The following is a 21,279-nucleotide window of genomic DNA, read 5'->3' on the forward strand; positions in this document are numbered from 1 at the left end:
CTCCCGGATGGCGTTGTTATAGCTGATCGCGAATGCGCACGATGCGCGTCGTGTGCGTGGTCGGATCACGATACACGAGCGACGTGCGATCCACGACCGCCCGGTCGTGCTCGATCCGGCCATGCACGATGAAATAGCTCGACGTGACGTCGATCTGGCCCGAATCGAGGTTCACGGTCGGCGCGCCGGCGCCGCGCAGCGCGAGCGTCACGTCGCCGACGTTGCGGAAGAACACGGTCTCGCGCCGCGACACGAGCGCCTGCGCGGACGACACGGACATCCCCGGCACGAGCGCCGCGATCACCTCGGCGGGCGCGGTGTTCAGATTGACGGGCGTCACCGTCGGCAGCACGGTGACGAACGGGCGCAGCCGCTCGACCATCTCCGGCGTGAAACCCTCGACGTCAAGCAGCGAATCGACGCTCGTCATCATCAGCGGCGCGGGCCTGCGGCCTTCGCCGCCCGCAATGCCCGGCTCGTCGGTGAAATTGCCGCCGCTCTCGGTGCCGCCGTCCGGCAGCGGAACGGGCACGCCGCTCGCGGCGCCCGGCAACTGGGCCGCCTGGAAGCGCGTCGCCGACTGCCTGAGTCCCGCGCGCACGCGGCGCGCGACGATCTTCGCGAGCTGCTGGTCGAGCCCGAGCGTCGACAGCAGCCGCTGGAACGTCTGCACCTGCGCAGCGTTCAGTTGCAGCGCACCCGGCGCGGGCGACGACACGAGATCGCGCAGGTTGAACTTCGCCTGCGCGTCCTCGATCGAGCCGGACAGAAAAGTGTCCGCGCCTCCGGCCGCGTCGGTCACGCCGACGCGGCCGAGAAAGTCGGACAGCTTCGTCTTCGCGATCGGCACCGCCCAGATCCCGCCGAGATAGGTGATGCCGGGCGCCGTGTCGCCTTCGGAGCGCAGCACCATCCGCGTCCAGTCGAGCGCGCCGCGCGCGACCCACTGCGCCTGCGCGAGCAGCCGCTGGTTCTCGATCCGGCGCACCTGCACCTGCTGGCGCCACAGCATCCCGGAGACGAGGATCGCCGACAGCGCGACGACGAGCAGCGCGTTGATGATCGCGACGCCGCGCTCGCGATGCGCGAGCGCTTGCGAACAGCGCGCGGGCGGGCAAACGCGGAAATCGCCGTCTGCGCCGCTGCCGCCGCTGCGCGGCGCGCACGGCAAACGCGTCGACGCCGGGCGCGCCGGGCCCGGAGCGTGCGGGCCAAGCGGCGCGCGCCAGCGGCGAAGCAAAGCGAAACGAACGAGGAGGGCGAAGGCGCGCATGTCACTCCCCGATGAGGAAAACGCGCGTGATCGGCACGCGCAGCGACGTCGCGCCGATGCTGACCTCGAGCCCCGTCACCGCGCGCGGCGGCGGCGCATTGCCGAGCATCGGCACCTTGAGCGCGTTGTTGTTCTGTTCGAGCGCGTTGTCGGCGTCCGGCATGCTGGTCGTCCAGCCGACCTTCGGCACGTACAGCCGCGCGTTGATCATGCCGACGCCGCGCATCAGCGGCACCTCGCTCCAGCCTTCGGTGCCGCCGCCGCGCAGCGCGTCGCGCAACGCGTTGACGTCGCCGATCGGCGGCGACGCGTAACGCACGACGCGGCCGCTCGAGATCCGGTAGCGCACGACCTGCAGCCGCGGCGCCGCGCCCGGCGCGTCGAACTCGCGCACGATCTGCAGCGTGTCGCCCGCGACGCGCACCGCGGGCTGGCCCGCTTCGTCGTCGGTCGCGGCGCGCCGCGCGTCGATGCGCATCTGGTCGAACATCTGCGCGAACACGCGCTCGTCCTCCATCGCGGCCGCCACCTTCTCGCGGCCGCGGATGATCTGGTCGAGCCCGCGCCACGACAGGATCGCGATCACCGCGAGAATCGTGATCGCGATCATCATCTCGATCAGCGTGAAGCCGCGCGCGCCGTCGCGCGCGCTTCGCAGGAAGGCGCGGCGCGCCCGCCGGGGGCGCTTCTCGCCGGGTGCGCGGCGCTCAGAGCGGACGGCTGGTTTCATTCGCGACCACCGTAACCATCTGCGCGAGCACGCCGGCGCGGCCGTTCATCGACACCGCGATCTCGACGCGCCTGAACACGGGATTCGGCGTCGAGCTCACGCGCTGCGTGCAGGTGAGCGCGACGTTGCCCTGCGAGCAGTCGAACGTCTGCGAGCCGATGTCGGGCCACGCGTGCGCGAGCCGCAGTTGCGCGAGCGCGTTGTCCGCGCTCCAGCCGGCGAGCAGGCGCGCGTGCAGATCGGATGCGCCCGTCGCCATCGAGCCGACCGCGCGGATCGACGCCGCGAGCGCAACCGCGATGATCGCGAGCGCGACGAGCACCTCGATCATCGTGAAGCCGCGCGAACGCGCGGGCGAGCGGAGCGGGGCGGGCGCGCGCACGTCACCGCACCTCGTAGCGGCCGTTGCCCGTGCCGACGATCGTCGCGCTGCCAACCGCCGAATACAGCGTGACGCGCACCGGCACGTCGATGCTTTCGGTGCCGAACACGACCGCGTCCGTATGGGTGTCCGAGCCGGGATAGTCGATCGCGGCGCCCGTCACGCCGCCGTCCCAGTCGCGCGCGCGCAGCACGTCGTCGCGCAGCGGACGCCAGCCGTCGCCCGTGCGGATGTCGAAGCGAAAACCGTGATCGGTCGCGCGCCACGCGATCGGCCGCGCGCGCACCTGCGCCTCGTCGCCCGCCGTCTCGAACAGCAGCGCGACGCGCTGCGCTTCCTCGCGCAGATCGGTGCGCGGGTTGCGCCTGAGCGTGAGCGACGCGACCGACACGAGGATGCCCGCGATCACGAGCACGACGAGCATTTCGAGCAGCGTGAAGCCGCGCGCGCGGCGCGCCGGGAGGATTCCCGCCGGGCAGCCGGGCGAAGCGTCCGCGGAAGTCCTGAAGCGCGCCTGCGCGGCCCGGCCGCGGGAAACCCCCGCGTGACGCCGCGTGCCGCAAACGAAAATCGTGCCGGGTCGTGCGTACATCGAGAAAAGTGCGTGCGTCGCGCGAGAGCGTGGGGTCAGCGGCTCATTGCCACGAGCCGATGTCGGAATCGTTGCTTTCGCCGCCTTCCTTGCCGTCGGCGCCGTAGCTGAACACGTCGATCTCGCCGTGCACGCCCGGGTTCAGATACTTGTACGAATTGCCCCACGGATCGTTCGGCAGGCGTTCAAGATAGCCGCCGTCCTTCCAGTTGTTCGGGATCGGATCGGTGGTCGGCTTCTGGATCAACGCGTTCAGGCCCTGATCCTGGGTCGGATAGCGGCCGTTGTCGAGACGGTACAGCTTGAGCGCCTGCATGATCGTGCCGATGTCCTGCTTCGCCGCGATCCGGCGCGCCTCATCGGGACGGCTCATGATCTTCGGCACGATGAGCGCCGCGAGAATGCCGAGAATCGCCACCACGACCATGATCTCGATCAGCGTGAAGCCGCGTTGACGGCGTGCTGCCTGAGAGCGGCGAGTGATCCACGTTTGCATGAGTACTACCTCTTCTTCAAAAAATGAGCGGTGAGTGAATGTGACGCCGTGACGCGCGCGGTGCGAGCCGCATGGCGTCCGCTGCGTGAAGCCGCATTGTAAGACGCGACTTGCTTCGGGCTTCCACTCAACGCAAATTTCATATTCATCCGTACAATAGTGCGCATGAACGCGCTATCGATCCGGCTCCTTTCCCTCGCCCTCTTCGCGGTGCTCTGCGCGACGGCCACCTATTGGGTCGTCACGCTCTCCGCGCATCGGGCTCCGCTACCCGCCGCCGCCGCCCGCACGCCGGTGCGCACGGAGGACGCCGCAGCGCTGTTCGGCGGCCAGCTCACCCGCAACCCGGTGCAGGACATCCACCTGTTCGGCATCCTCGCGCTGCAGCGCGGCGCGGCGGCCATCGTCGGCATCGGCGGCGACGCCCCGCACGCGGTATCGCTCGGCAGCGAGATCGCGCAGGGCGCGAAGCTCGCCGAAGTGCGCGACCGCTCGATCGTCGTCGAGCGCAACGGCGCGCGCTCCGAGATCTTTCTGCCCGCCAATACGCCCTCGCCCGCGATCTACGTCCGCTGAAGCCGAACGCGCCGCCCGGCGGGCCCGCTTCGTTTCAGCCGGCCCGCCGCAGCCGCGGGCCGCGCATGCCTTCCGTCACTGCACCATGTTGTTGAGCTCGATGATCGGCAGCATCACCGCGAGCACGATCACGAGCACGATGCCGCCCATCGCGAGAATCAACAGCGGCTCGAGCAGGCTCGTCAGGAACATCGTGCGACGCTCGAGTTCGCGCGCCTCGCCTTCGGCCGCGCGGTCGAGCATCGTCGTCACGTCGCCCGTGGCCTCGCCCGAACGGATCAGGTGCACGAGCACGGGCGGAAACGTCTTCACGTTGTTCAGCGCGCGCGACAGCGCCGAGCCCTCGCGCACGCGCACGATCGCATCCTCGATGTTGCCGCGCATCGCGCGGTTCGACAGCGTCTCGCCCGCCGCCTGCAGCGCGCGCAGGATCGGCACGCCCGCCGCGCTCAGGATGCCGAGCGTGCTCGCGAAGCGCACCGTGTTGTAGCCGCGCACGAGCTTGCCCGCGAGCGGGGCGGTCAAAAGCCAGCGGTCGAACGCGAGGCGCGGGCCATCGCGCGACAGCGTCGCCTTCACCAGATAGACGACGGCCGCAACCCCGATCAGGATCGCCCACCACCAATGCCTGACGAAATCGGACAGCGCCATCATCACGATCGTGAGCAGCGGCAGTTGCTGTTTCGTGCTCGCGAACACGTTGACGACCTGCGGCACCACGTAGCTCAGCAGAAACGTGACGATGCCGAACGCGATCACCGTGACGATTGCCGGATAGGTGAACGCAAGCAGGATCTTCTGCTTGAGCGCGTTGCGCTCCTCGATGTAGTCGGCGAGCCGCGACAGCACGATGCCGAGCTTGCCGGTGTGCTCGCCCGCCGCGACGAGCGCGCGGTAGATCTCCGGAAAGTCTCGCGGATGCTGCGCGAGCGCGTTCGCGAGCGAATGGCCGCCGAGCACTTCGGCACGGATCGCGGCCATCAGCTCGCGAATGTAGTCGCGCTCCGCCTGCTCGGTCAGCACGGCGAGCGCCTCGTCGAGCGGCAGCCCGGCGACGAGCAGGCTCGCGAGCTGGCGCGTCAGGATCGCCTGCTCGCGCTGCGACAGCTTGCGCCCGAGCGCGAGGCGCTGGCTGCGCGCGCCGCGCTGCGCGCTCGCGGCCGGCTCGACGACGAGCGGCGTCAAGCCCTGCGTGCGCAACTGGCCGCGCGCGTTGCGCGCGCTGTCGGCTTCGACGACGCCTCTTTGCGCGCGCCCCGACGCGTCGATCGCTTCGAAACGGAAGGCCGGCATGACGCTATGCGCCTCCCGTCACGCGCAGCACTTCCTCGAGCGACGTCGCCCCCGCCGCGAGCCAGCGCTCGGCGTCGTCGCGCAGCGTGCGCATCCCGTTCGCGCGGCCGGTCGCGAGAATCTCGGCGTCGGCCGCGTTGCGGTGGATCAGCGAGCGGATCGAATCGTCAACGGTGAGCAGCTCATACACGCCGCGGCGTCCCGTGTAGCCCGAATGCCCGCACTTGTCGCAGCCGACCGGGTGCCAGACCGCGCGGCCGTCCTCGCGCCGCTCCTCCTTGCACACCGGGCAGAGCTGGCGCACGAGGCGCTGCGCGAGCACGCCGAGCAGCGACGACGCGAGCAGATACGGCTCGACGCCCATGTCCGTGAGACGCGTGACGGCCGACGCCGCATCGTTCGTGTGCAGCGTCGCGAGCACCAGGTGGCCCGTCAGCGACGCCTGCACCGCGATTTGCGCGGTCTCGAGATCGCGGATTTCGCCGATCATGATGATGTCCGGGTCCTGGCGCAGGATCGAGCGCAGCGCGCGCGCGAACGTCATCCCGATCCGCTCGTTCACCTGCGTCTGGCCGATGCCGGACAGATCGTATTCGATCGGGTCCTCGACGGTCATGATGTTGGTCGTCGCGGTCTCGAGCCGCGACATCGACGCGTACAGCGTCGTCGTCTTGCCCGAGCCGGTCGGCCCCGTGACGAGCACGATGCCGTGCGGGCGCGAGATCAGCCTGTCGAACTGCACGAGCGTGTCACGGCCCATGCCGAGCGCTTCGAGGTTCAGCCGCTGCGCATCCTTCTCCAGCAGACGCAGCACCGCGCGCTCGCCGTGCCCGGTCGGCAGCGTCGACACCCGCACGTCGACGGGCCGCCCGCCCACGCGCAGCGTGATCCGGCCGTCCTGCGGCAGGCGCTTCTCGGCGATGTCGAGCTGCGCCATGATCTTGATCCGCGAGATCAGCGCGCCGTGCAGCGCCTTCTTCGGCCGCACGACGTCGCGCAGCGTGCCGTCGACGCGAAAGCGCACCACCGACGCGTTCTCGAACGGCTCGATGTGGATGTCCGACGCCTGCTCGCGCGCCGCTTGCGTGAGCAGCGCGTTGATCATCCGGATGATCGGCGCGTCGTCCTCCGATTCGAGCAGATCCTCGACCTCGGGGATGTCCTGCATCAGCCGCGACAGATCGACCTCGCCCTCGACCTCGCCGACGATCTGCGCGGCGCTGCCGTCCTGGCGCGCGTACGCGTGGTTGATCGCCTGCGCGAGCTCGTCGGCCGGCAGGCGCTGCAACGAGATCGCGCCGAAGTTGCGCACGACCTCGGCGAGCGCGGCCGGGCTCGTGCGCTCGCTGATCCACACTTCGAGCGTGTCCGCGTGCTGGTGCGCGATCAGGATCTGGCCGGACTTCGCGAAGCCGTACGGCAACAGCCGCGCGGCGAGCGGCGACGGCGCGCCGGCGGCCGGCTGATCCTGAGTGCCTTGCGCGAGCGCCTGCGTCACGGACGGGCTCCCGGCGATGCGCTGCCGGCGTCGCTCGCCGCCGCGGGCGCGCTGGCGGGCGCGGGCGGCGCGAGCTGTTGACGGCGCATCTTGTCGAGATCGAACAGGTTCATCGCGGGCGAACCGCCCTGGCTCGGGCCGAGCGGCATCGGCGGGACGACCGGGTCGTCCTTGTCGCGGATGACGTTGTTGTCCGATTTGTACGAGCCCGTCACGCCCTGGATATAGTCGTAACGATTCGCCGTCACCGCCTGCGCGGTCTCGCGGTCATTGATGATCACCGGGCGCAGGAACACCATCAGGTTCGTCTTCTTCCGCTGCTTGCTTTCCGAACGGAACAACTGCCCGAGCCAGGGAATGTCGCCGAGAAGCGGCACCTTGCTGTTGGCGACCTGGTAACTGTCCTGCATCAACCCGCCCAGCACGATGATTTCGCCGTTGTCCGCGAGAATCGTCGACTGGATCGAACGCTTGGTGAAAGACGGCCCCGTCACGGCATTTTGCGTCGAAGTCTCCACCGCCGAATCCTCGGTGTAGAGCTGCAGCTTCAGGATGCCGCCGTCGGTGATTTGCGGCTTCACGTGCAGCGTGAGGCCGACGTCTCGCCGATCGTATGTGTTGAACGCATTGTTCGTGGTGCCGCTCGTCAGGTTCGAATACGAGCCCGTCGGGATCGGCACGTTCTCGCCGACGACGATTTTCGCCTCTTCGTTGTCGAGCGTGATCAGGTTCGGCGTCGACAGCACGTTCGCGTCGCTCACGCCTGCGAAGTACTGCAGCAGCGCGCCGAGCCCCTGCACGCCGAACATGTTGTGCAGCCAGCCGACGTTGAGCCCCTGGTTGAGGCTGGCGAGATTGGCGGCCACCCCGGCTCCGGTGGACGTGCCATTTCCAGCCGTCAGGTTGATGATGCTGTTGCCCGCAATGGTGCCGGCGGTGGCCGCGAGATTCGTGCCGGCGAGCAGCGCGCCGCTCGCCACCTGCCACTGGATACCGAGATTGCCGGCCGTATTCGAGTTCAGCTCGACGATGAGCGCCTCGATATACACCTGCGCACGCCGGAAATCGAGCTGGTCGATCACCGCGCGCAGGTTCCGGTATACCGGGTCCGACGCGGTGATGATGAGCGAGTTCGTCGCCGCGTCGGCCTGGATCATGCCGCCCGGCTGATTCTCGTCGCTCTTGTCCTTGTCGCCGCCCAGCAGGCCGGCGTTGCCGAGCCCGCCGCCGCCCATCGTGCCGCCCGTGCCGCCCGACGTGCTCGACGACGACAGCCCCGACGGCAGCGGCGGGGTGCCCGACGTGCCCGTCGAGAAGTTCGAGCCGCTCTGCGAGCCGCCCTGATTGAACGCATTCGCGTCGTTCGAGCTCGCCGACGAACCGCTCTCGCCGCCCTTGCCGAGCATCCCGCGCAGCGTCTTCGCGAGCTTCACCGCTTCGGCGTTGCGCAGCGGCACGACGTGCATGTTGCCCGGCACGCCGCTCGGCGCGTCGAGCTGCTGCGCGATCTTCTTCGCCGCGGCGAGGCGCTGCGCGTTCGACGCGCGCAACAGCAGCGCGTTGGTCCGCGGATCGGCCTGCACGGTGACTTTCAGCGTCGCGTCGGTGTTGCCGATCGCGCCCGGATCGAGCAGCTTCGTGAGTTGCGCGGCGATGTCGATCGCATTCGCGTTCTTCAGCGGCACGACGGCGACCTGCGAGCCCGCCGCGCTGTCGACGCCCGCGATGATCTGCGCGATCCGGCGCACGTTGTCCGCGTAATCGGTGATGACGATCGTGTTGTTGGCCGGATACGCGGTGATCGTGTTGTTCGGCGAGATCAGCGGGCGCAGCACCGGAAGCAAGTTGTTGGCCGATTCGTTGCGCAGCTCGAACACTTGCGTGACGACCTGGTCGCCGCGCGCCTGCGGCGCGTTGCCGATGTAGGTCGGCACGCCCTGCAGCTTCGCGTCGGCTTCCGGCACGACCTTCAGGACGCCGTGATCCTGGACGAGCGCGAAACCTTGCATCCGGAGCGCGGACTGCATCGTCTTCAACGCCTGGTCTTCCGGCACGGGGCGCTCGGCGACGAGGTTCAACTGTCCCTTGACGCGCGGGTCGACGATGATCGTCTTGCCCGTCGCGGCGCCGATCGCCTTCGCGACCTGGTCGATGTCCGCATTGACGAAATTGAGCGTGACCTGAGCGTGAGCGGCCTGCGCGGCGACAATTCCGGCGACGACGAGCGCCGTTGCGACGCGCCGCAAAGCAAAGCGAGTTCTTGTCATGGAGTGATGGATCGATGCCGGCGGCGACCGTTTCCGATGGTATTACGTAAGGTCAGGATCAAAAAAGCAGACATTAGCAGTTTTTCATGTCCGAAATATCACATTGAACCGGGAACTGTCTCACTTACGCCATAAAAAAAATCGGGCGCGTATGCCGCACGTAAGTTTTCGCACGCGAAGTTTCGACCAGCGCCGGCACGATAATGCGGTATAAACGTGCTTGGCAAACGCCGTAGTCCGAACCAACCGAGTGGCCTCCCCGCGTGGCGAACCGTTCGGTTGCAGGTATGATACGGGCGGCCGGAGCGGCATCGCGCGAAAAGCGCGTGCGGGTTTTCCCGGCCTTCTGCGAAGCGTAAAACAATTCACCGGTTCATTTCCAGATGGGGAAGCGATTCGTCATTATCGCGATGTTCGCCGCCGGCGCATGGTTCGCCAGCGCGCCGGCTCGCGCCGACTGTTACGACGAAGCCGCAAAGTACCAGAAGGTGAACCCGCTGATCCTGCGCGCGATCGCGTGGCAGGAATCGCATAATCGTCCGGAGGCGCTCAACAAGAACGCGAACGGATCGACCGACTACGGCCTCATGCAGATCAACTCGATCCATCTGCCGACGCTGTCCCGCTACGGGATCACGAAGAACACGCTGATGGAGCCGTGCAAGAGCGTCTATATTGCCGCCTGGCATCTGCGCAGCAAGATGGACAAGTACGGCAACACGTGGCAGGCGGTCGGCGCGTACCATTCGGAAACGCCTTCGCTGCGCGACAAGTACGCGCGGCAGATCGCCGACATTCTCGTTCGATGGAAGCTGATGCCCGCGCCCGCCGCGCAGGATACGCAAAGCGCGCAGCGCTAGCGCGCCGGGCCGCGCGCGGCCGTCTGTCCATATTTGATGCACAATGCGGCTTTCCCGCCGGCGCCCCCGTCCCCGGGGCGCGGCGGCTCGCTTCCCGCTTTTTTCGTTGGTGCGCACCGCAATGAACCAGCCGTTGCCCGTCACCGTGCTGTCCGGCTTCCTCGGCGCCGGCAAGACCACGCTGCTCAATCACATCCTCGCGAATCGCGACGGCCTGAAGGTCGCCGTGATCGTCAACGATCTCGGCGCCGTCAGCGTCGACGCGACGCTCGTGCGCGACGCGGCCGAGTTGTCGCACGTCGAGGAGCATCTCGTCGAGATGTCGAACGGATGCATCTGCTGCACGCTGCGCGACGATCTGCTCGTCGAGATCCGCCGCCTCGCGGCCGAAAACCGCTTCGACGCGATCCTGATCGAATCGACGGGCATCGCCGAGCCGATGCCGATCGCCGAGACCTTCACGTTCGTCGACGACGACGGCTCGTCGCTCGAGGACGTCGCACGCCTCGATACGATGGTCACCGTCGTCGACGCGTTCAACTTCCTGCGCGACTACGCGCGCGATGACGCGCTCGCGGAGCACGGCCTCGCCGCCACAGCCGAGGACGACCGCACGCTCGTCGAACTGCTGATCGAGCAGATCGAATTCTGCGACGTGCTCGTCATCAACAAGGCGGATCTCGTCGACGCCGACGCACTCGCGCGCCTACAGCGGATCCTCGCGAACCTGAATCCGCGCGCGCGGCAGATCGTGAGCCGCTTCGGCGACGTGCCGCTCGCCGAAGTGGTCAACACCGGCCGCTTCGATTTCGACGCGGCCGCGAACGCGCCGGGCTGGCTCGCGTCGCTCGAGCATCGGCACGGCGACGATGAGGACGAATGCGATCAAGGCGATGGCCACGTGCACAGCGAGGCCGACGAATACGGCATCGGCCACTTCGTCTATCGCGCGCGCCGGCCGTTCCATCCGGAGCGGCTCTGGGCGCTCCTGCACGAAGAATGGAAAGGCGTGCTGCGCAGCAAGGGATTCTTCTGGCTCGCGACGCGCAACGACATCGCGGGCTCGCTGTCGCAGGCGGGCGGCGTGTGCCGGCACGGTCCGGCCGGGCACTGGTGGGCGGCGCAGGATCGCGCCGAATGGCCGGAGGAGGGCGACGCGCTGTACGACGAGATCGTCGCGGACTGGCACGGCGACCTCGCCGACACCTCGATCGGCGATCGCCGGCAGGAGTTCGTGCTGATCGGCGTCGGGCTCGACGCGGCGGCGTGGCGCGCGAAGTTCGACGCGTGCCTGCTCACCGACGCGGAGTACGCGCAAGGCAAGGACGCGTGGACGAGCTACGCGGATCCGTTCCCGGCGTGGGACGTCGACGATCATGACCACGACCACGACCATGACCACCACGATCATGATCACGACCGCGGCGACGACGCCGAAATCGTCCACCGCCACTGATCGTCAAAGATTGAAAAAGGCGATGCAGCGTGGCAAAAAAGCCGCGCCGAAAAGAAAAAACCCGCTGCTTCCAGCGGGTTTTTTGTTCGCGAACAGCTCGTTTCAGCGCTTGTTCACTGCGTCCTTGAACGCCTTGCCAGCCGTGAACTTGACCGTCTTGGCTGCCGGGATCTTGATGGTCTCGCCCGTCTTGGGGTTACGGCCGGTGCGCGCTGCGCGCTTGCCCGAACCGAAGCTGCCAAAGCCGATCAGTTGAACTGAGTCGCCTTTCGACACAGCCTTCTTGATCACTTCGAGGAGCGTGTCCAGCGTTTCGCCGGTTTGAGCCTTGCTGGCGCCCGTTTGGGCGGCGACGGCGTCGATCAGTTCCTGTTTGTTCATTAAGGTTCCTTTCCAGGTTAGGTTGACACGAACAGCGCGAACGCGCCGATTATACGTGCGCGAACCGCGCCGTCTATAGTGTGTGGCAACGGCACGGCGCAAAGTATTGCACCGCGCAACGCACCGTCGGGTTTGCCTCCTGGCAGCTCCGCGATACGGCGCTTGCTATGATAGCGCAGCGCAAACCCAATAACGACAAGGGTTTCAAAGATTTTCGAGCGAATTTTGTCGAGTTAGACGCGTTCCGCGCGGCTTTCGCGCCGCGCGAGCCGGCTTTGCCGCGGCTCGGCCGAAGCCCGCACGCGGTTTCGTTGGATTTTGCCAACGCCAGGCGGGACGGGGCTTTCGCGGCGGTTCGCCGCATTTTCGCCGCCTTCTTTTTTGTTTCGCATGACCGATCGAATCGTTCCGGCGACGCTCGTCTTCCGCGAAGACGGCACCGTCGTCTCGCCCCTCTACGGCGACATCTACCACAGCGCGGCCGGCGCGCTCGCCCAGGCCGATCACGTGTTCATCCGCGGCAACGGCCTGCCCGAACGCTGGCGGAACAAGCGAACTTTCACGATCGTCGAGACGGGTTTCGGCACCGGCTGCAACTTTCTTGCGACGTGGGCCGCATGGCGCGCTGATCCGTCGCACGGCGAGCGGCTTCACTTCGTGTCGGTCGAAAAGCATCCGTTCGCGCGCGGCGATCTGCGTCGCGCGGCCGCGCATATCGTTGCATATACAACCATCGAGCCGCTCGTCGACGCGCTCGCGAACGGATGGCCCTCGCTGACACCGGGCGTGCATCGCCTCGAATTCGACGATGGGCGCGTCACGCTCACGCTCGTGTTCGGCGACGCGCTCGACGTGCTGCGCAATCTCGCGCTGCGCGCGGACGCGTTCTATCTCGACGGCTTCGCGCCGTCGAAGAACGCGGATTTGTGGTCGCCCGCGATCTTCAAGTCGCTCGCGAAGCTCGCCGACGACCACGCGACGTTCGCGACCTACACGAGCTCGGGCGCCGTCAAGCGCGCGCTCGACGAAGCGGGTTTCGCGCATCGGAAAGTCGAGGGCTTCGCCAGCAAGCGCGCGATGCTCGTCGGCGAGTTCGCGCCGCGCTGGCGCGTGCGGCGCCATGAGCCACCGCGCGCGCTCGACGTCGGCACGCGCGATGCCATCGTGATCGGCGCGGGGCTCGCCGGATGCGCGCTCGTCGAACGGCTCGCCGCGCGCGGCTGGCACGTGACGCTGATCGAGCGCCGCGAACGGATCGCGAGCGAGGCGTCAGGCAACCCCGCCGGCGTGTTCCACCCGATGATCGCGCGCGACGACAACCTCGCGGCCCGTCTGTCGCGCGCCGGCTTCCTGCACGCGCTGAATCGCTGGCGCGCGCTCGAGCGCGCCGGCCACGCGTTCGCGCGCAGCGCGCATGGCCTCGTGCAGCTCGCGACATCGGACGACGAATTCGCACGGATGCGCGAGAGCATCGACGCGCTCGGCGTGCCGGCCGAGCTCGCATCGACGCTGTCGCGCGATGACGCGCAAGCGCTGTTGCGAACCGACGTCGCGCACGGCGGCTGGCTGTTTCCGCAAGGCGGCTCGATCAGCCCCGCCGCGCTCGCGGCCGCGCAGTGCGCGGCGGCGGGCGACAGGCTTTCGCGTATCGTCGGCGTCGAAGTCGCGCGGCTCGAGCGCGGCGGCGACGGCCGCTGGCGCGCGCTCGACGCATCGGGCGCGACGATTGCGCAGGCGAGCGTCGTCATCGTCGCGAATGCAGCCGATGCCGCGCGCGTCGCCGGCCTGCGGCACGCGCCGACGCAGCGCGTGCGCGGCCAGTTGACGCTGCTGCCGCCGGGCAGCGCGCCCGCCGTGCCGCTGCCCGTGATCGGCGACGGCTACGTCTTGCCGCTCGCGAACGGCGTCACGCTGACGGGCGCGACCTACGAGCCGGACGACACGGATGCGGCGCTGCGCGAAGCCGGCCATCGCGAAAACCTCGAGCGGCTCGAACGGCTGCTGCCGGCATTTTCCGCGAACGCGCCCGATACGCTCGCGCTCACGGGCCGCGTCGGCTTTCGCTGCGTCGCGAGCGACCGATTGCCGCTCGTCGGCGAGCTCGGCGACGAAGCGGCGGCCGCTCGCGATTCGGCCGCGCTGGCGGGCGCGAAACTGCGCGACGTGCCGCGCGCGACAGGCCTCTACGGCGCATTCGGCTACGGCTCGCGCGGGCTCGTCTGGGCGACGCTCGGCGCCGAGCTGATCGCCGCGCAGATCGAAGGGGAGCCGTGGCCGCTCGAACGCGAACTCGCCGAAGCGATCGACCCGGCCCGCTTCCTCGTTCGCGCATTGCGGCACGGCCGCGTCGCCTGAGCCGCTCGCGGCGACGACCATCACAGACGCGCCAGCCGGTTATCCACGCAGCCCTGTGGATAACCGCGCGAATTTCCCGCTCAACCGCTGTGCAACCGATGTGGACGTAAACGGGGTAACTTCGCACAGCCGCACAGACCCGAAAAAGTTGCTCATCGAAACTCTGTGCGGGCAAACAGGCTGTGCATCCGGTTATGCGGTCCGCAAGTACATGATCCGCCGACGTAAACGCGGGTTATCCACAGAAAATCGGCCGCCTTGTTAACTCTTACTACATATGTATACAGGTTTACCTCAAGATAAAGAGGTTAGCCTCCTGCAATCGGCCACCGTCTGCCCGATTTCCATCCGGACCGGGAGACCTGTGGCACAATCGGTTTCCTTCACGCATGTCGTGGCGCTGCGCCACGATGGCATCAACGGAACGGCCGGCTCGAATTCGAATCTGAGAATTTGAGATCGCGCTGTCCATTCGCACACGTCAGGCCGACCCGGATCGGCCGCAAGCCCGACTGACCGCACCCTTTTCAGCGACGCGGGCTTACCCCATGTCCTAACGGTCGTACAGAACAACGAACGACAGGGCAACCCCTCATCCAGCGCGCATCATTCGCTCGACTCGCTCGATCCGCGTCGCCGGAGGTTGCCTTCCAAAGGAGAAGTCACCACGATGAAGTCAGCGTTCTCGTTTCTACCCAACTGGCCGCTCGTCCCGGATGCGATTTTCTGGGCCGGCTTCGCGCTCTTCGCCGCCGGCCTCTGCGGCGAGCTCTGCTATCGCACATGGCGCCTGCCGCGCATCACGGGCTATGCGGTGATCGGCCTCATTGCCGGCTCGTTCGGCTTCGGCGTGATCGACGCGAGCACCGACGACACGTCGCGGCTCCTCGTCAACGTCGCGCTCGGCCTGCTGCTGTTCGAGCTCGGCAGCCGGCTCGACCTGCGCTGGATCCGCCGCAACCCGTGGCTCATCGCGTCGAGTCTCGCGGAGGCGACGCTCACGTTCGTGCTCGTGCTCGCGGTGCTGCTGCTGCTCAAGGTGCCGGGGATGATCGCGCTCGTGCTCGCGGCGATCGCGATCTCGACGTCGCCCGCGATGGTGATCCAGTTGAAGACGGAATTGCGCGCGGAAGGGCAGGTGTCGCAGCGGCTCATCACGCTGTCCGCGCTGAACAGCGTCTACGCGGTCGTGCTGACGAAGCTCGTCACGAGCTGGCTGCATCAGGAAGCGTACGGCAACGTGTTCGCGACGATCCTGCAACCGATCTATCTGCTCGCCGGCTCGTTCATCGTCGCGTATCTGTTCGCTCGCGCATGCAATTATCTGTTCAGGCACGTCGCCGCGACGATGCGCGACGAGCATTCGTTCGTCGCGCTGTTCGGCCTCGTCGTGCTGGCGATTGCGGTCGCGCAGGTGCTCAAGCTGTCGACGATGCTCACGCTGCTGCTCGCCGGCATCATCGTGAAGAATCTCGAAGCGCGTCCGCAGTTGTGGCCCGAGCATTTCGGCACGGCCGGCTGGCTTCTCACCGTGATCCTGTTCGTGCTGACGCTCACGTCGTTCGAATGGCAGGACGTCGTCGCGGGCGGACTCGTCGCGGGCGCGCTGATTGCGACGCGCTTTGTCGCGAAGCTCGTCGGCGTGCTCGCGTTCGCGAAGCCGAGCGGCCTCGGCGTGAAGCAGGGCGTCGCGCTCGGCTTCTCGCTCGTGCCGATGTCGGCGCTCGCGTACCTGCTCGTCGACGACACCTACCAGCTCTACCCGAATTTCGATCCGCGCCTGCGCGCGGTCATCATGTGCTCGATCGTCGTGCTGCAATTGATCGGGCCGCCTGTCGTCTATCGCAGCCTGTCGGCCGTCGGCGAGCGGCGCGACGCGAGCTGATCCGCGCGCCCGACGCTTACCGCCCCGTTATCCGGAACCACGCCATGGCACTCGAAACCTTCGTCAATTCCGAACCGTTCACGTTCGGCATCGAGCTCGAAATCCAGATCGTCAATACGCACAACTACGATCTGACTAAAGCGTCGTCCGATCTGATGCGGCTCATCAAGGATGCGAAATTTCCCGGCAACATCACGCCGGAGATCACCGAAAGCATGATCGAGCTGTCGACGGGCATATGCAGAACGCACGATCAGGCATTGGGGGAACTGCACGCCATCCGCGACACGCTCGTCAACGCGGCCGACCAGCTCAACGTCGGCCTCTGCGGCGGCGGCACGCACGCGTTCCAGCAATGGAGCGAGCGGCAGATCTTCGACGCGCCGCGCTTCCAGTACATCTCCGAGCTGTACGGCTACCTCGCGAAGCAGTTCACGGTGTTCGGCCAGCACGTGCACATCGGCTGTCCGGACGCCGACAGCGCGTTGTTCCTGCTGCACTCGCTGTCGCGCTTCATTCCGCATTTCATTGCGCTTTCGGCGTCCTCGCCGTACGTGCAGAACGTCGACACCGGATTTCATTCGGCACGCCTCAATTCCGTGTTCGCGTTTCCGCTGTCGGGCCGCGCGCCGTTCGTGCTCACCTGGCACGGCTTCGAGGAATACTTCACGAAGATGGTGAACACGGGCGTCGTCAACAGCATGAAGGACTTCTACTGGGACATCCGCCCGAAGCCCGGCTACGGAACGATCGAGGTGCGCGTGATGGACACGCCGCTGTCGGTCGACCGCGCGGCCGCGATCGCGTGCTACATCCAGACGCTCGCGCGCTATCTGCTGATCGACCGGCCGCTCAAGCTGTCGGAGGACGACTATCTCGTCTACACGTTCAACCGTTTCGAAGCGTGCCGCTTCGGGCTCGAGGGCACTTGCGTGAATCCGCAGACGGGAGAACGCCGGACGATCGCCGAGGACATCCTCGACACGCTCGATCGCATTGCACCGCATGCGGCTGCGCTCGGCTCGCGCGCGGCGCTCGACGAGATCGGCGCGCTCGCGAAGGCGCGCGTGAACGACGCGTCGTGGCTGCGGACGATCTTCAAGCAGGAAAAATCACTGAACGAAACGGTTCGCCAGCAGTGCCTGCGGTGGCGCGAGTGAAAAATAGTTTTGCAAATCCTCGCACTCGACGAGCACCGGTTCAGGTTTACCTCGACGTATACGTATGTAAACGTAGTAGTAGTTAACAAGCCTCCGCCGATTCTGTGGATAACTTGATATTTCGCCACAAAGTCAAAGACCTGTGACATTGACAACGATGCGGATCGCGCCGGAATTCCGGCGGACGCGCCGGGACGGAATTTTTTTCGGCTCGCCTGTGCGGCAGGTTGTCAAGAAACGGCGCACAGTCCGTTCCTGTGGTTATTCGGTGGTTATCCACAGGTTTGGCGGGATAACTTAGCTGTGCGATTTTCCGCTCTCGCTTAGAATGTCGGCTTCGCGGTGGTCGGCGCCGACGGGGGTGCTGAAACCGCGTGCAGGTTCGCGGCGTGTGCCTCGCGGCGAACATGTCGGACGCGCTCGCCCGGGTGCGCCCTTTTGAGACAGAGATCGAGACCTGATCTCCCCACAAACGGCCGCCTTCGAAAGACGGCCGGCAACAGCGAAAAGACTATGAGCGAAGGTGTTTACGGGAACCAGGCTGCGGGGCGAGTGACCCACAGCCTGTTGCGGTTGAGCACGGCTATGCGGAGCCAGGCATGGGATTGGGCGGAAGGCGCGGGGTTGACGCCGACGCAGGGTGAAATCCTCGTGCTGCTGCTCCAGCGCAAAGGGCCGATGCGTCTGGGCGAGATTGCGCGCGAAACGCAGTTGACCGCCGCGACGACGAGCGACGCGGTGAGCACGCTCGAGCACAAGGGGCTTGTCGAGAAGCGTCGCGCACTCGACGACGGCCGCGCGCTCGCGGTGCGTCTGAGCGCGCGCGGCCGCACAGCGGCGAAGAAGGCGCTGCAGTGGCCGGACTTCCTGTCGAAGGCGGTCGGCACGCTCGGCGGCGACGAGCAGGGCGTGCTGTATCGCGCGCTGCTGAAGACGCTGCGCGAGCTGCAGGTCAACGGCGACATTCCGCCGCACCGCATGTGCGTGACGTGCAAGCATTTCCAGCCGGGCAAGGCGGCGCGCAAGCCGACGTACCGCTGCTCGCTGCTCGATCTGGCGATGGCGGACAGCGATCTGCGTCTCGATTGCGCGGTGCACGAGGAAGCGGATACCCTGACGCAGAAGAAGACCTGGAAACTCTTCGCGCAGGCGTGATGCGCGTCGAGCGGATGCTCGGCCGTGCCCGGAGGCGCTGATGAACGCTGAAGCCGTCGCGATTCGCCACGTGCATTTCGAGGACCTCGGGAGTTTCGAGCAGGTGCTCGGCGAGCGCGGCCGGCGCGTGCGGTACGTCGATGTCGGCGCCTCCCGCGTCGAGGTGCTCGACGCGCTCGAACCGTCGCTGCTCGTCGTGCTCGGCGGACCGGTCAGCGCCTACGACGACGATCTATATCCGACGACGGCGCCGCTGGCGGCGCTCGTCGGCAAGCGGATCGAAGCCGGCTTGCCGACGCTTGGCGTCTGCCTCGGCGCGCAGTTGATCGCGCGGGCGCTCGGCGCGCGCGTGTATCCGGCCGCGGCGAAGGAGCTCGGCTGGACCCCGCTCACGCTGACGGATGCCGGGCGCGCGTCGCCGCTGCGCCACGTCGACGGTGCGATCACGTCGATGCTGCATTGGCACGGCGACACGTTCGATCTGCCTGCGGGCGCGATTCATCTTGCGTCGACGCCGGCGTGCCGCAACCAGGCTTTCTCGTGGGGCACGCACGTGCTCGCGCTCCAATGCCATCCGGAGATCCGCGCGGACCGCTTCGAGCCCTGGCTGATCGGCCATGCGGGCGAGATCGCGGCGACGCCCGGCACCGACGCGAAACGATTGCGCGAACAGACCGCGCAACTCGGTCCGACGCTCGAATGCGCGGCGCGCGGGATGTTCGGCGAGTGGCTCGATTCCGTCGGGCTGTAGGGCGATAGCGCAACAGGGCGGCCGCGCTCGTCCGAAACGAAAACGGCATCGGGTTCGCTGTCGATCGCCGGCGCTGGCCGTTTCCGCCGAATTCCATTTCCATGCCCCGCGCCGTCGCGTCCGCGGCAAGCTTTTGCGCTGCATGCTAACCTCGGCCGCTCGACTTCGTTCGTGAGGGCGGCTGCCATGAGTGCGTTGTTTTCTTCGTTCACGCTGCGCGGCGTGACGCTTCCCAATCGCATCGTGATTTCGCCGATGTGCCAGTATTCGGCCGAAAACGGCGAGGCGCGCGCATGGCACATGATTCATCTCGGTCAACTCGCGTTGTCGGGGGCGGGGCTGCTTTGCATCGAAGCGACGGCGGTCGAGCCCGACGGCCGCATTTCGCCCGCGGATCTCGGCTTGTGGAACGACGCGGCGGAAGCCGCGTTCGAACCCGTGCTCGCGGCGATCCGCAAGCATTCGCCGATTCGCGTCGCGATGCAGTTGTCGCACGCGGGCCGCAAGGCGTCGAGCGACGTGCCGTGGAACGGCGGACAACTGATTCCCGTCGACCGGGGCGGCTGGCAGCCGCTTGCGCCTTCCGCCGTTGCGCATCGGGAGCACGAGCCGTCGCCGCTCGCGCTCGACGCGGCGGGGCTCGAGCGCATTCGTCGCGCGTTCGTCGAATCCGCGAAGCGCGCGGCGCGTCTCGGCATCGACGCGCTCGAAGTCCATGCGGCGCACGGCTATCTGCTGCATCAGTTCCTGTCGCCGCTCGCGAACCGTCGCGCCGATTCGTACGGCGGCTCGCTCGAAAACCGGATGCGCTTTCCGCTCGAAGTGTTCGACGCGGTGCGCGCGGCGTTTCCGGACGATCGTCCGGTTGGCGTGCGCGTGTCCGCGACCGATTGGGTGGCGGGCGGCTGGGAGCTCGACGATACGATCGCGTTTGCGCGCGAACTGAAGCGGCGCGGTTGCGACTGGGTCGACGTATCGTCGGGCGGCGTGTCGCCGCTTCAGAATATTCCGGTGTCGCCCGGCTATCAGGTGCCGTTCGCGCAGGCGGTCAAGCGCGCGGTGGAGCTGCCGACGATCGCCGTTGGCCTCATCTCCGATCCCGAGCACGCAAATCGCGTGATCGAAGCGGGCGACGCGGATTTCGTCGCGATGGCGCGCGCGATGCTCTACGATCCGCGCTGGCCGTGGCATGCGGCCGCGCAACTCGGTGCGACGGTCAGTGCGCCGCCGCAGTACTGGCGTTCGCAGCCGCGCGAGCACAAGGCGTTGTTCGGCGACGTGTCGTTCGGCCAGCGTTGAGCGCCGCGCATGCCGATTCGATTGTCGATGCGGCCGAAAGTTGGCGATTCGGGCGGATTTCGCGCGACTTCGCGCATCGAGCGGCCATTCGATGTTGAACGAAGCAATCCCTACCGTGTAGGATTCGGGTGATTCGCACCCGGCGCCGCGCGCGGCATCCCACGCCGCACGCGGCGCGACGGACGAAGCCGCGCGACCGGCGCGCAATGCGCGGCGCGATCGTTTCAGTTCCAAGTCGTCTTCAAAGGATTCGTTCGATGAGTTCACGCAGGATCGTGGTACGCCGCTCGGGCGTTCACGGCAAGGGCGTATTCGCCGCGGCACCGATCAAGGCGGGGGAGCGCGTAGTCGAATACAAGGGCGAGCGGATCTCGTGGAAAGAGGCGCTGCGCCGCCATCCGCACGACCCGAACGATCCGAATCACACGTTCTACTTCGCGCTCGAAGAGGGCGGCGTGATCGACGGCAAGATCGACGGCAACAGCGCGCGCTGGATCAACCATTCGTGCGCGCCGAACTGCGAAGCCGAGGAGGTGGGCGGGCGCGTGTACATCCATGCGCTGCGCGACATCGACGAGCAGGAAGAACTGTTCTACGACTACGGGCTCGTGATCGATGCGCGCCTGACGAAGAAGCTCAAGCGCGAATACGCGTGCCGTTGCGGCACGGCGACGTGCCGGGGCACGCTGCTTGCAACGTCGGAAGACGGCGAAGGCAAGAAAAAGAGGAAGGCGAAGAAGGGCGGCAAGGACAAGAAAAAGAAGAAGTGACGCCTGGCGGCGCGCGCCGTTCGGCGCGGCGCCGATTGCCGCGAGTGCGGCCTTCAAGCCTCGCGTCGACGTTCCGGATTGCGAAGAAAGACGGCGCGAT

20 protein-coding genes are annotated in these 21,279 nt (G+C 67.1%); 10 read left to right on the plus strand and 10 right to left on the minus strand.

Features of this window, described 5'->3' with window-relative positions; all coding sequences use genetic code 11:
* Window positions 1-16: 16 nt before the first annotated feature.
* Genes gspK through gspG form a run of 5 tightly spaced genes read right to left on the minus strand, consistent with a single transcriptional unit; the run spans window position 17 to window position 3,473 of the window.
* Window positions 17-1,273, minus strand: coding sequence for a type II secretion system minor pseudopilin GspK (gspK, locus tag AQ610_RS00335; protein ID WP_043281882.1), 1,257 nt, complete (start codon window positions 1,271-1,273; stop codon window positions 17-19).
* A gap of 1 nt (window position 1,274) precedes the next feature.
* The gene (locus tag AQ610_RS00340) at window positions 1,275-2,003 is read right to left on the minus strand and encodes a PulJ/GspJ family protein (protein WP_006023985.1); all 729 of its coding nucleotides are present in this window, start codon (window positions 2,001-2,003) and stop codon (window positions 1,275-1,277) included.
* Window positions 1,981-2,334, minus strand: coding sequence for a type II secretion system minor pseudopilin GspI (gene gspI / locus AQ610_RS00345; protein ID WP_045554876.1), 354 nt, complete (start codon window positions 2,332-2,334; stop codon window positions 1,981-1,983). Before gspI ends, AQ610_RS00340 begins: the two co-directional genes overlap by 23 nt.
* Window positions 2,335-2,386: 52 nt before the next feature.
* Window positions 2,387-2,977: a GspH/FimT family pseudopilin gene (locus AQ610_RS00350; protein WP_006023983.1), complete on the minus strand. Its 591-nt coding sequence runs from the start codon at window positions 2,975-2,977 to the stop codon at window positions 2,387-2,389.
* Window positions 2,978-3,020: 43 nt separating this feature from the next.
* Window positions 3,021-3,473, minus strand: a complete 453-nt coding sequence (gspG, locus tag AQ610_RS00355; protein WP_004196811.1) for a type II secretion system major pseudopilin GspG — start codon at window positions 3,471-3,473, stop codon at window positions 3,021-3,023.
* A 165-nt stretch (window positions 3,474-3,638) separates the two neighbouring features.
* On the opposite strand from gspG, the gene AQ610_RS00360 reads away from it, so the two are divergent.
* Window positions 3,639-4,049 (plus strand): general secretion pathway protein GspC, encoded by a 411-nt coding sequence (locus AQ610_RS00360; RefSeq protein WP_009910818.1) that lies wholly within the window; start codon window positions 3,639-3,641, stop codon window positions 4,047-4,049.
* Between the two features lie 75 nt (window positions 4,050-4,124).
* Here the strand turns inward: AQ610_RS00360 and gspF are convergent, their stop codons facing one another.
* The 3 genes from gspF to gspD are packed head-to-tail and all read right to left on the minus strand — an operon-like array spanning window position 4,125 to window position 9,107.
* Complete coding sequence (gene gspF, locus AQ610_RS00365) at window positions 4,125-5,342, minus strand: type II secretion system inner membrane protein GspF (protein ID WP_006023980.1); 1,218 nt, start codon at window positions 5,340-5,342, stop codon at window positions 4,125-4,127.
* Between the two features lie 4 nt (window positions 5,343-5,346).
* Window positions 5,347-6,840, minus strand: coding sequence for a type II secretion system ATPase GspE (gene gspE / locus AQ610_RS00370; protein ID WP_006023979.1), 1,494 nt, complete (start codon window positions 6,838-6,840; stop codon window positions 5,347-5,349).
* A complete protein-coding gene (gene gspD, locus AQ610_RS00375; protein ID WP_006023978.1) occupies window positions 6,837-9,107 on the minus strand; it encodes a type II secretion system secretin GspD in 2,271 nt (756 codons plus the stop codon). The genes gspE and gspD overlap by 4 nt, the downstream gene beginning before the upstream one ends.
* Window positions 9,108-9,490: 383 nt before the next feature.
* On the opposite strand from gspD, the gene AQ610_RS00380 reads away from it, so the two are divergent.
* Together AQ610_RS00380 and AQ610_RS00385 are read left to right on the plus strand one after the other, a co-directional pair.
* Window positions 9,491-9,967 (plus strand): lytic transglycosylase domain-containing protein, encoded by a 477-nt coding sequence (locus AQ610_RS00380; RefSeq protein ID WP_006023976.1) that lies wholly within the window; start codon window positions 9,491-9,493, stop codon window positions 9,965-9,967.
* A gap of 121 nt (window positions 9,968-10,088) precedes the next feature.
* Window positions 10,089-11,423, plus strand: coding sequence for a GTP-binding protein (locus tag AQ610_RS00385; RefSeq protein ID WP_006023975.1), 1,335 nt, complete (start codon window positions 10,089-10,091; stop codon window positions 11,421-11,423).
* Between the two features lie 102 nt (window positions 11,424-11,525).
* On the opposite strand, the gene AQ610_RS00390 is transcribed toward AQ610_RS00385, so the two are convergent.
* Window positions 11,526-11,804, minus strand: a complete 279-nt coding sequence (locus AQ610_RS00390; protein ID WP_004195781.1) for an HU family DNA-binding protein — start codon at window positions 11,802-11,804, stop codon at window positions 11,526-11,528.
* Between the two features lie 390 nt (window positions 11,805-12,194).
* Here AQ610_RS00390 and mnmC point away from each other — a divergent pair, with 390 nt between their 5' ends.
* From mnmC to AQ610_RS00405, 3 genes are all read left to right on the plus strand, one after another.
* Window positions 12,195-14,159, plus strand: coding sequence for a bifunctional tRNA (5-methylaminomethyl-2-thiouridine)(34)-methyltransferase MnmC2/FAD-dependent 5-carboxymethylaminomethyl-2-thiouridine(34) oxidoreductase MnmC1 (mnmC, locus tag AQ610_RS00395; protein ID WP_043281876.1), 1,965 nt, complete (start codon window positions 12,195-12,197; stop codon window positions 14,157-14,159).
* Between the two features lie 670 nt (window positions 14,160-14,829).
* The gene (locus AQ610_RS00400) at window positions 14,830-16,044 is read left to right on the plus strand and encodes a cation:proton antiporter (protein WP_006023972.1); all 1,215 of its coding nucleotides are present in this window, start codon (window positions 14,830-14,832) and stop codon (window positions 16,042-16,044) included.
* A gap of 44 nt (window positions 16,045-16,088) precedes the next feature.
* Window positions 16,089-17,204: a YbdK family carboxylate-amine ligase gene (locus tag AQ610_RS00405; RefSeq protein ID WP_006023971.1), complete on the plus strand. Its 1,116-nt coding sequence runs from the start codon at window positions 16,089-16,091 to the stop codon at window positions 17,202-17,204.
* A 297-nt stretch (window positions 17,205-17,501) separates the two neighbouring features.
* Here AQ610_RS00405 and AQ610_RS32125 read toward each other — a convergent pair whose 3' ends face one another.
* On the minus strand, window positions 17,502-17,765 hold the full coding sequence (locus tag AQ610_RS32125; RefSeq protein ID WP_009914046.1) for a hypothetical protein: 264 nt from the start codon (window positions 17,763-17,765) through the stop codon (window positions 17,502-17,504).
* On the opposite strand from AQ610_RS32125, the gene AQ610_RS00410 reads away from it, so the two are divergent.
* From AQ610_RS00410 to AQ610_RS00425, 4 genes are all read left to right on the plus strand, one after another.
* Entirely contained in the window at window positions 17,718-18,359 is a 642-nt protein-coding gene (locus AQ610_RS00410; RefSeq protein WP_009914044.1) for a MarR family winged helix-turn-helix transcriptional regulator, read from the plus strand. The two genes, AQ610_RS32125 and AQ610_RS00410, sit on opposite strands and share 48 nt — an antisense overlap.
* A gap of 40 nt (window positions 18,360-18,399) precedes the next feature.
* Window positions 18,400-19,110 carry a glutamine amidotransferase gene (locus tag AQ610_RS00415; protein WP_006023969.1) on the plus strand — a complete coding sequence of 237 codons (711 nt, stop codon included), beginning with the start codon at window positions 18,400-18,402 and terminating at the stop codon, window positions 19,108-19,110.
* A 186-nt stretch (window positions 19,111-19,296) separates the two neighbouring features.
* Window positions 19,297-20,409 (plus strand): NADH:flavin oxidoreductase/NADH oxidase, encoded by a 1,113-nt coding sequence (locus tag AQ610_RS00420; RefSeq protein WP_006023968.1) that lies wholly within the window; start codon window positions 19,297-19,299, stop codon window positions 20,407-20,409.
* Between the two features lie 257 nt (window positions 20,410-20,666).
* Window positions 20,667-21,179 carry an SET domain-containing protein gene (locus AQ610_RS00425; RefSeq protein WP_009914042.1) on the plus strand — a complete coding sequence of 171 codons (513 nt, stop codon included), beginning with the start codon at window positions 20,667-20,669 and terminating at the stop codon, window positions 21,177-21,179.
* Window positions 21,180-21,279 lie beyond the last annotated feature (100 nt).

Origin of the sequence: Burkholderia humptydooensis (assembly GCF_001513745.1) — a bacterium.
Lineage (GTDB): Bacteria > Pseudomonadota > Gammaproteobacteria > Burkholderiales > Burkholderiaceae > Burkholderia > Burkholderia humptydooensis.

Bases quoted from the DNA above. Each gene is read 5' to 3' on its own strand.
- gspK (WP_043281882.1), bottom strand. From the start codon at position 1,273: ATGCGCGCCTTCGCCCTCCTCGTTCGTTTCGCTTTGCTTCGCCGCTGG.
- AQ610_RS00340 (WP_006023985.1), bottom strand. From the start codon at position 2,003: ATGAAACCAGCCGTCCGCTCTGAGCGCCGCGCACCCGGCGAGAAGCGC.
- gspI (WP_045554876.1), bottom strand. From the start codon at position 2,334: ATGATCGAGGTGCTCGTCGCGCTCGCGATCATCGCGGTTGCGCTCGCG.
- AQ610_RS00350 (WP_006023983.1), bottom strand. From the start codon at position 2,977: ATGTACGCACGACCCGGCACGATTTTCGTTTGCGGCACGCGGCGTCAC.
- gspG (WP_004196811.1), bottom strand. From the start codon at position 3,473: ATGCAAACGTGGATCACTCGCCGCTCTCAGGCAGCACGCCGTCAACGC.
- AQ610_RS00360 (WP_009910818.1), top strand. From the start codon at position 3,639: ATGAACGCGCTATCGATCCGGCTCCTTTCCCTCGCCCTCTTCGCGGTG.
- gspF (WP_006023980.1), bottom strand. From the start codon at position 5,342: ATGCCGGCCTTCCGTTTCGAAGCGATCGACGCGTCGGGGCGCGCGCAA.
- gspD (WP_006023978.1), bottom strand. From the start codon at position 9,107: ATGACAAGAACTCGCTTTGCTTTGCGGCGCGTCGCAACGGCGCTCGTC.
- AQ610_RS00380 (WP_006023976.1), top strand. From the start codon at position 9,491: ATGGGGAAGCGATTCGTCATTATCGCGATGTTCGCCGCCGGCGCATGG.
- AQ610_RS00385 (WP_006023975.1), top strand. From the start codon at position 10,089: ATGAACCAGCCGTTGCCCGTCACCGTGCTGTCCGGCTTCCTCGGCGCC.
- AQ610_RS00390 (WP_004195781.1), bottom strand. From the start codon at position 11,804: ATGAACAAACAGGAACTGATCGACGCCGTCGCCGCCCAAACGGGCGCC.
- mnmC (WP_043281876.1), top strand. From the start codon at position 12,195: ATGACCGATCGAATCGTTCCGGCGACGCTCGTCTTCCGCGAAGACGGC.
- AQ610_RS00400 (WP_006023972.1), top strand. From the start codon at position 14,830: ATGAAGTCAGCGTTCTCGTTTCTACCCAACTGGCCGCTCGTCCCGGAT.
- AQ610_RS00405 (WP_006023971.1), top strand. From the start codon at position 16,089: ATGGCACTCGAAACCTTCGTCAATTCCGAACCGTTCACGTTCGGCATC.
- AQ610_RS00410 (WP_009914044.1), top strand. From the start codon at position 17,718: ATGAGCGAAGGTGTTTACGGGAACCAGGCTGCGGGGCGAGTGACCCAC.
- AQ610_RS00415 (WP_006023969.1), top strand. From the start codon at position 18,400: ATGAACGCTGAAGCCGTCGCGATTCGCCACGTGCATTTCGAGGACCTC.
- AQ610_RS00420 (WP_006023968.1), top strand. From the start codon at position 19,297: ATGAGTGCGTTGTTTTCTTCGTTCACGCTGCGCGGCGTGACGCTTCCC.
- AQ610_RS00425 (WP_009914042.1), top strand. From the start codon at position 20,667: ATGAGTTCACGCAGGATCGTGGTACGCCGCTCGGGCGTTCACGGCAAG.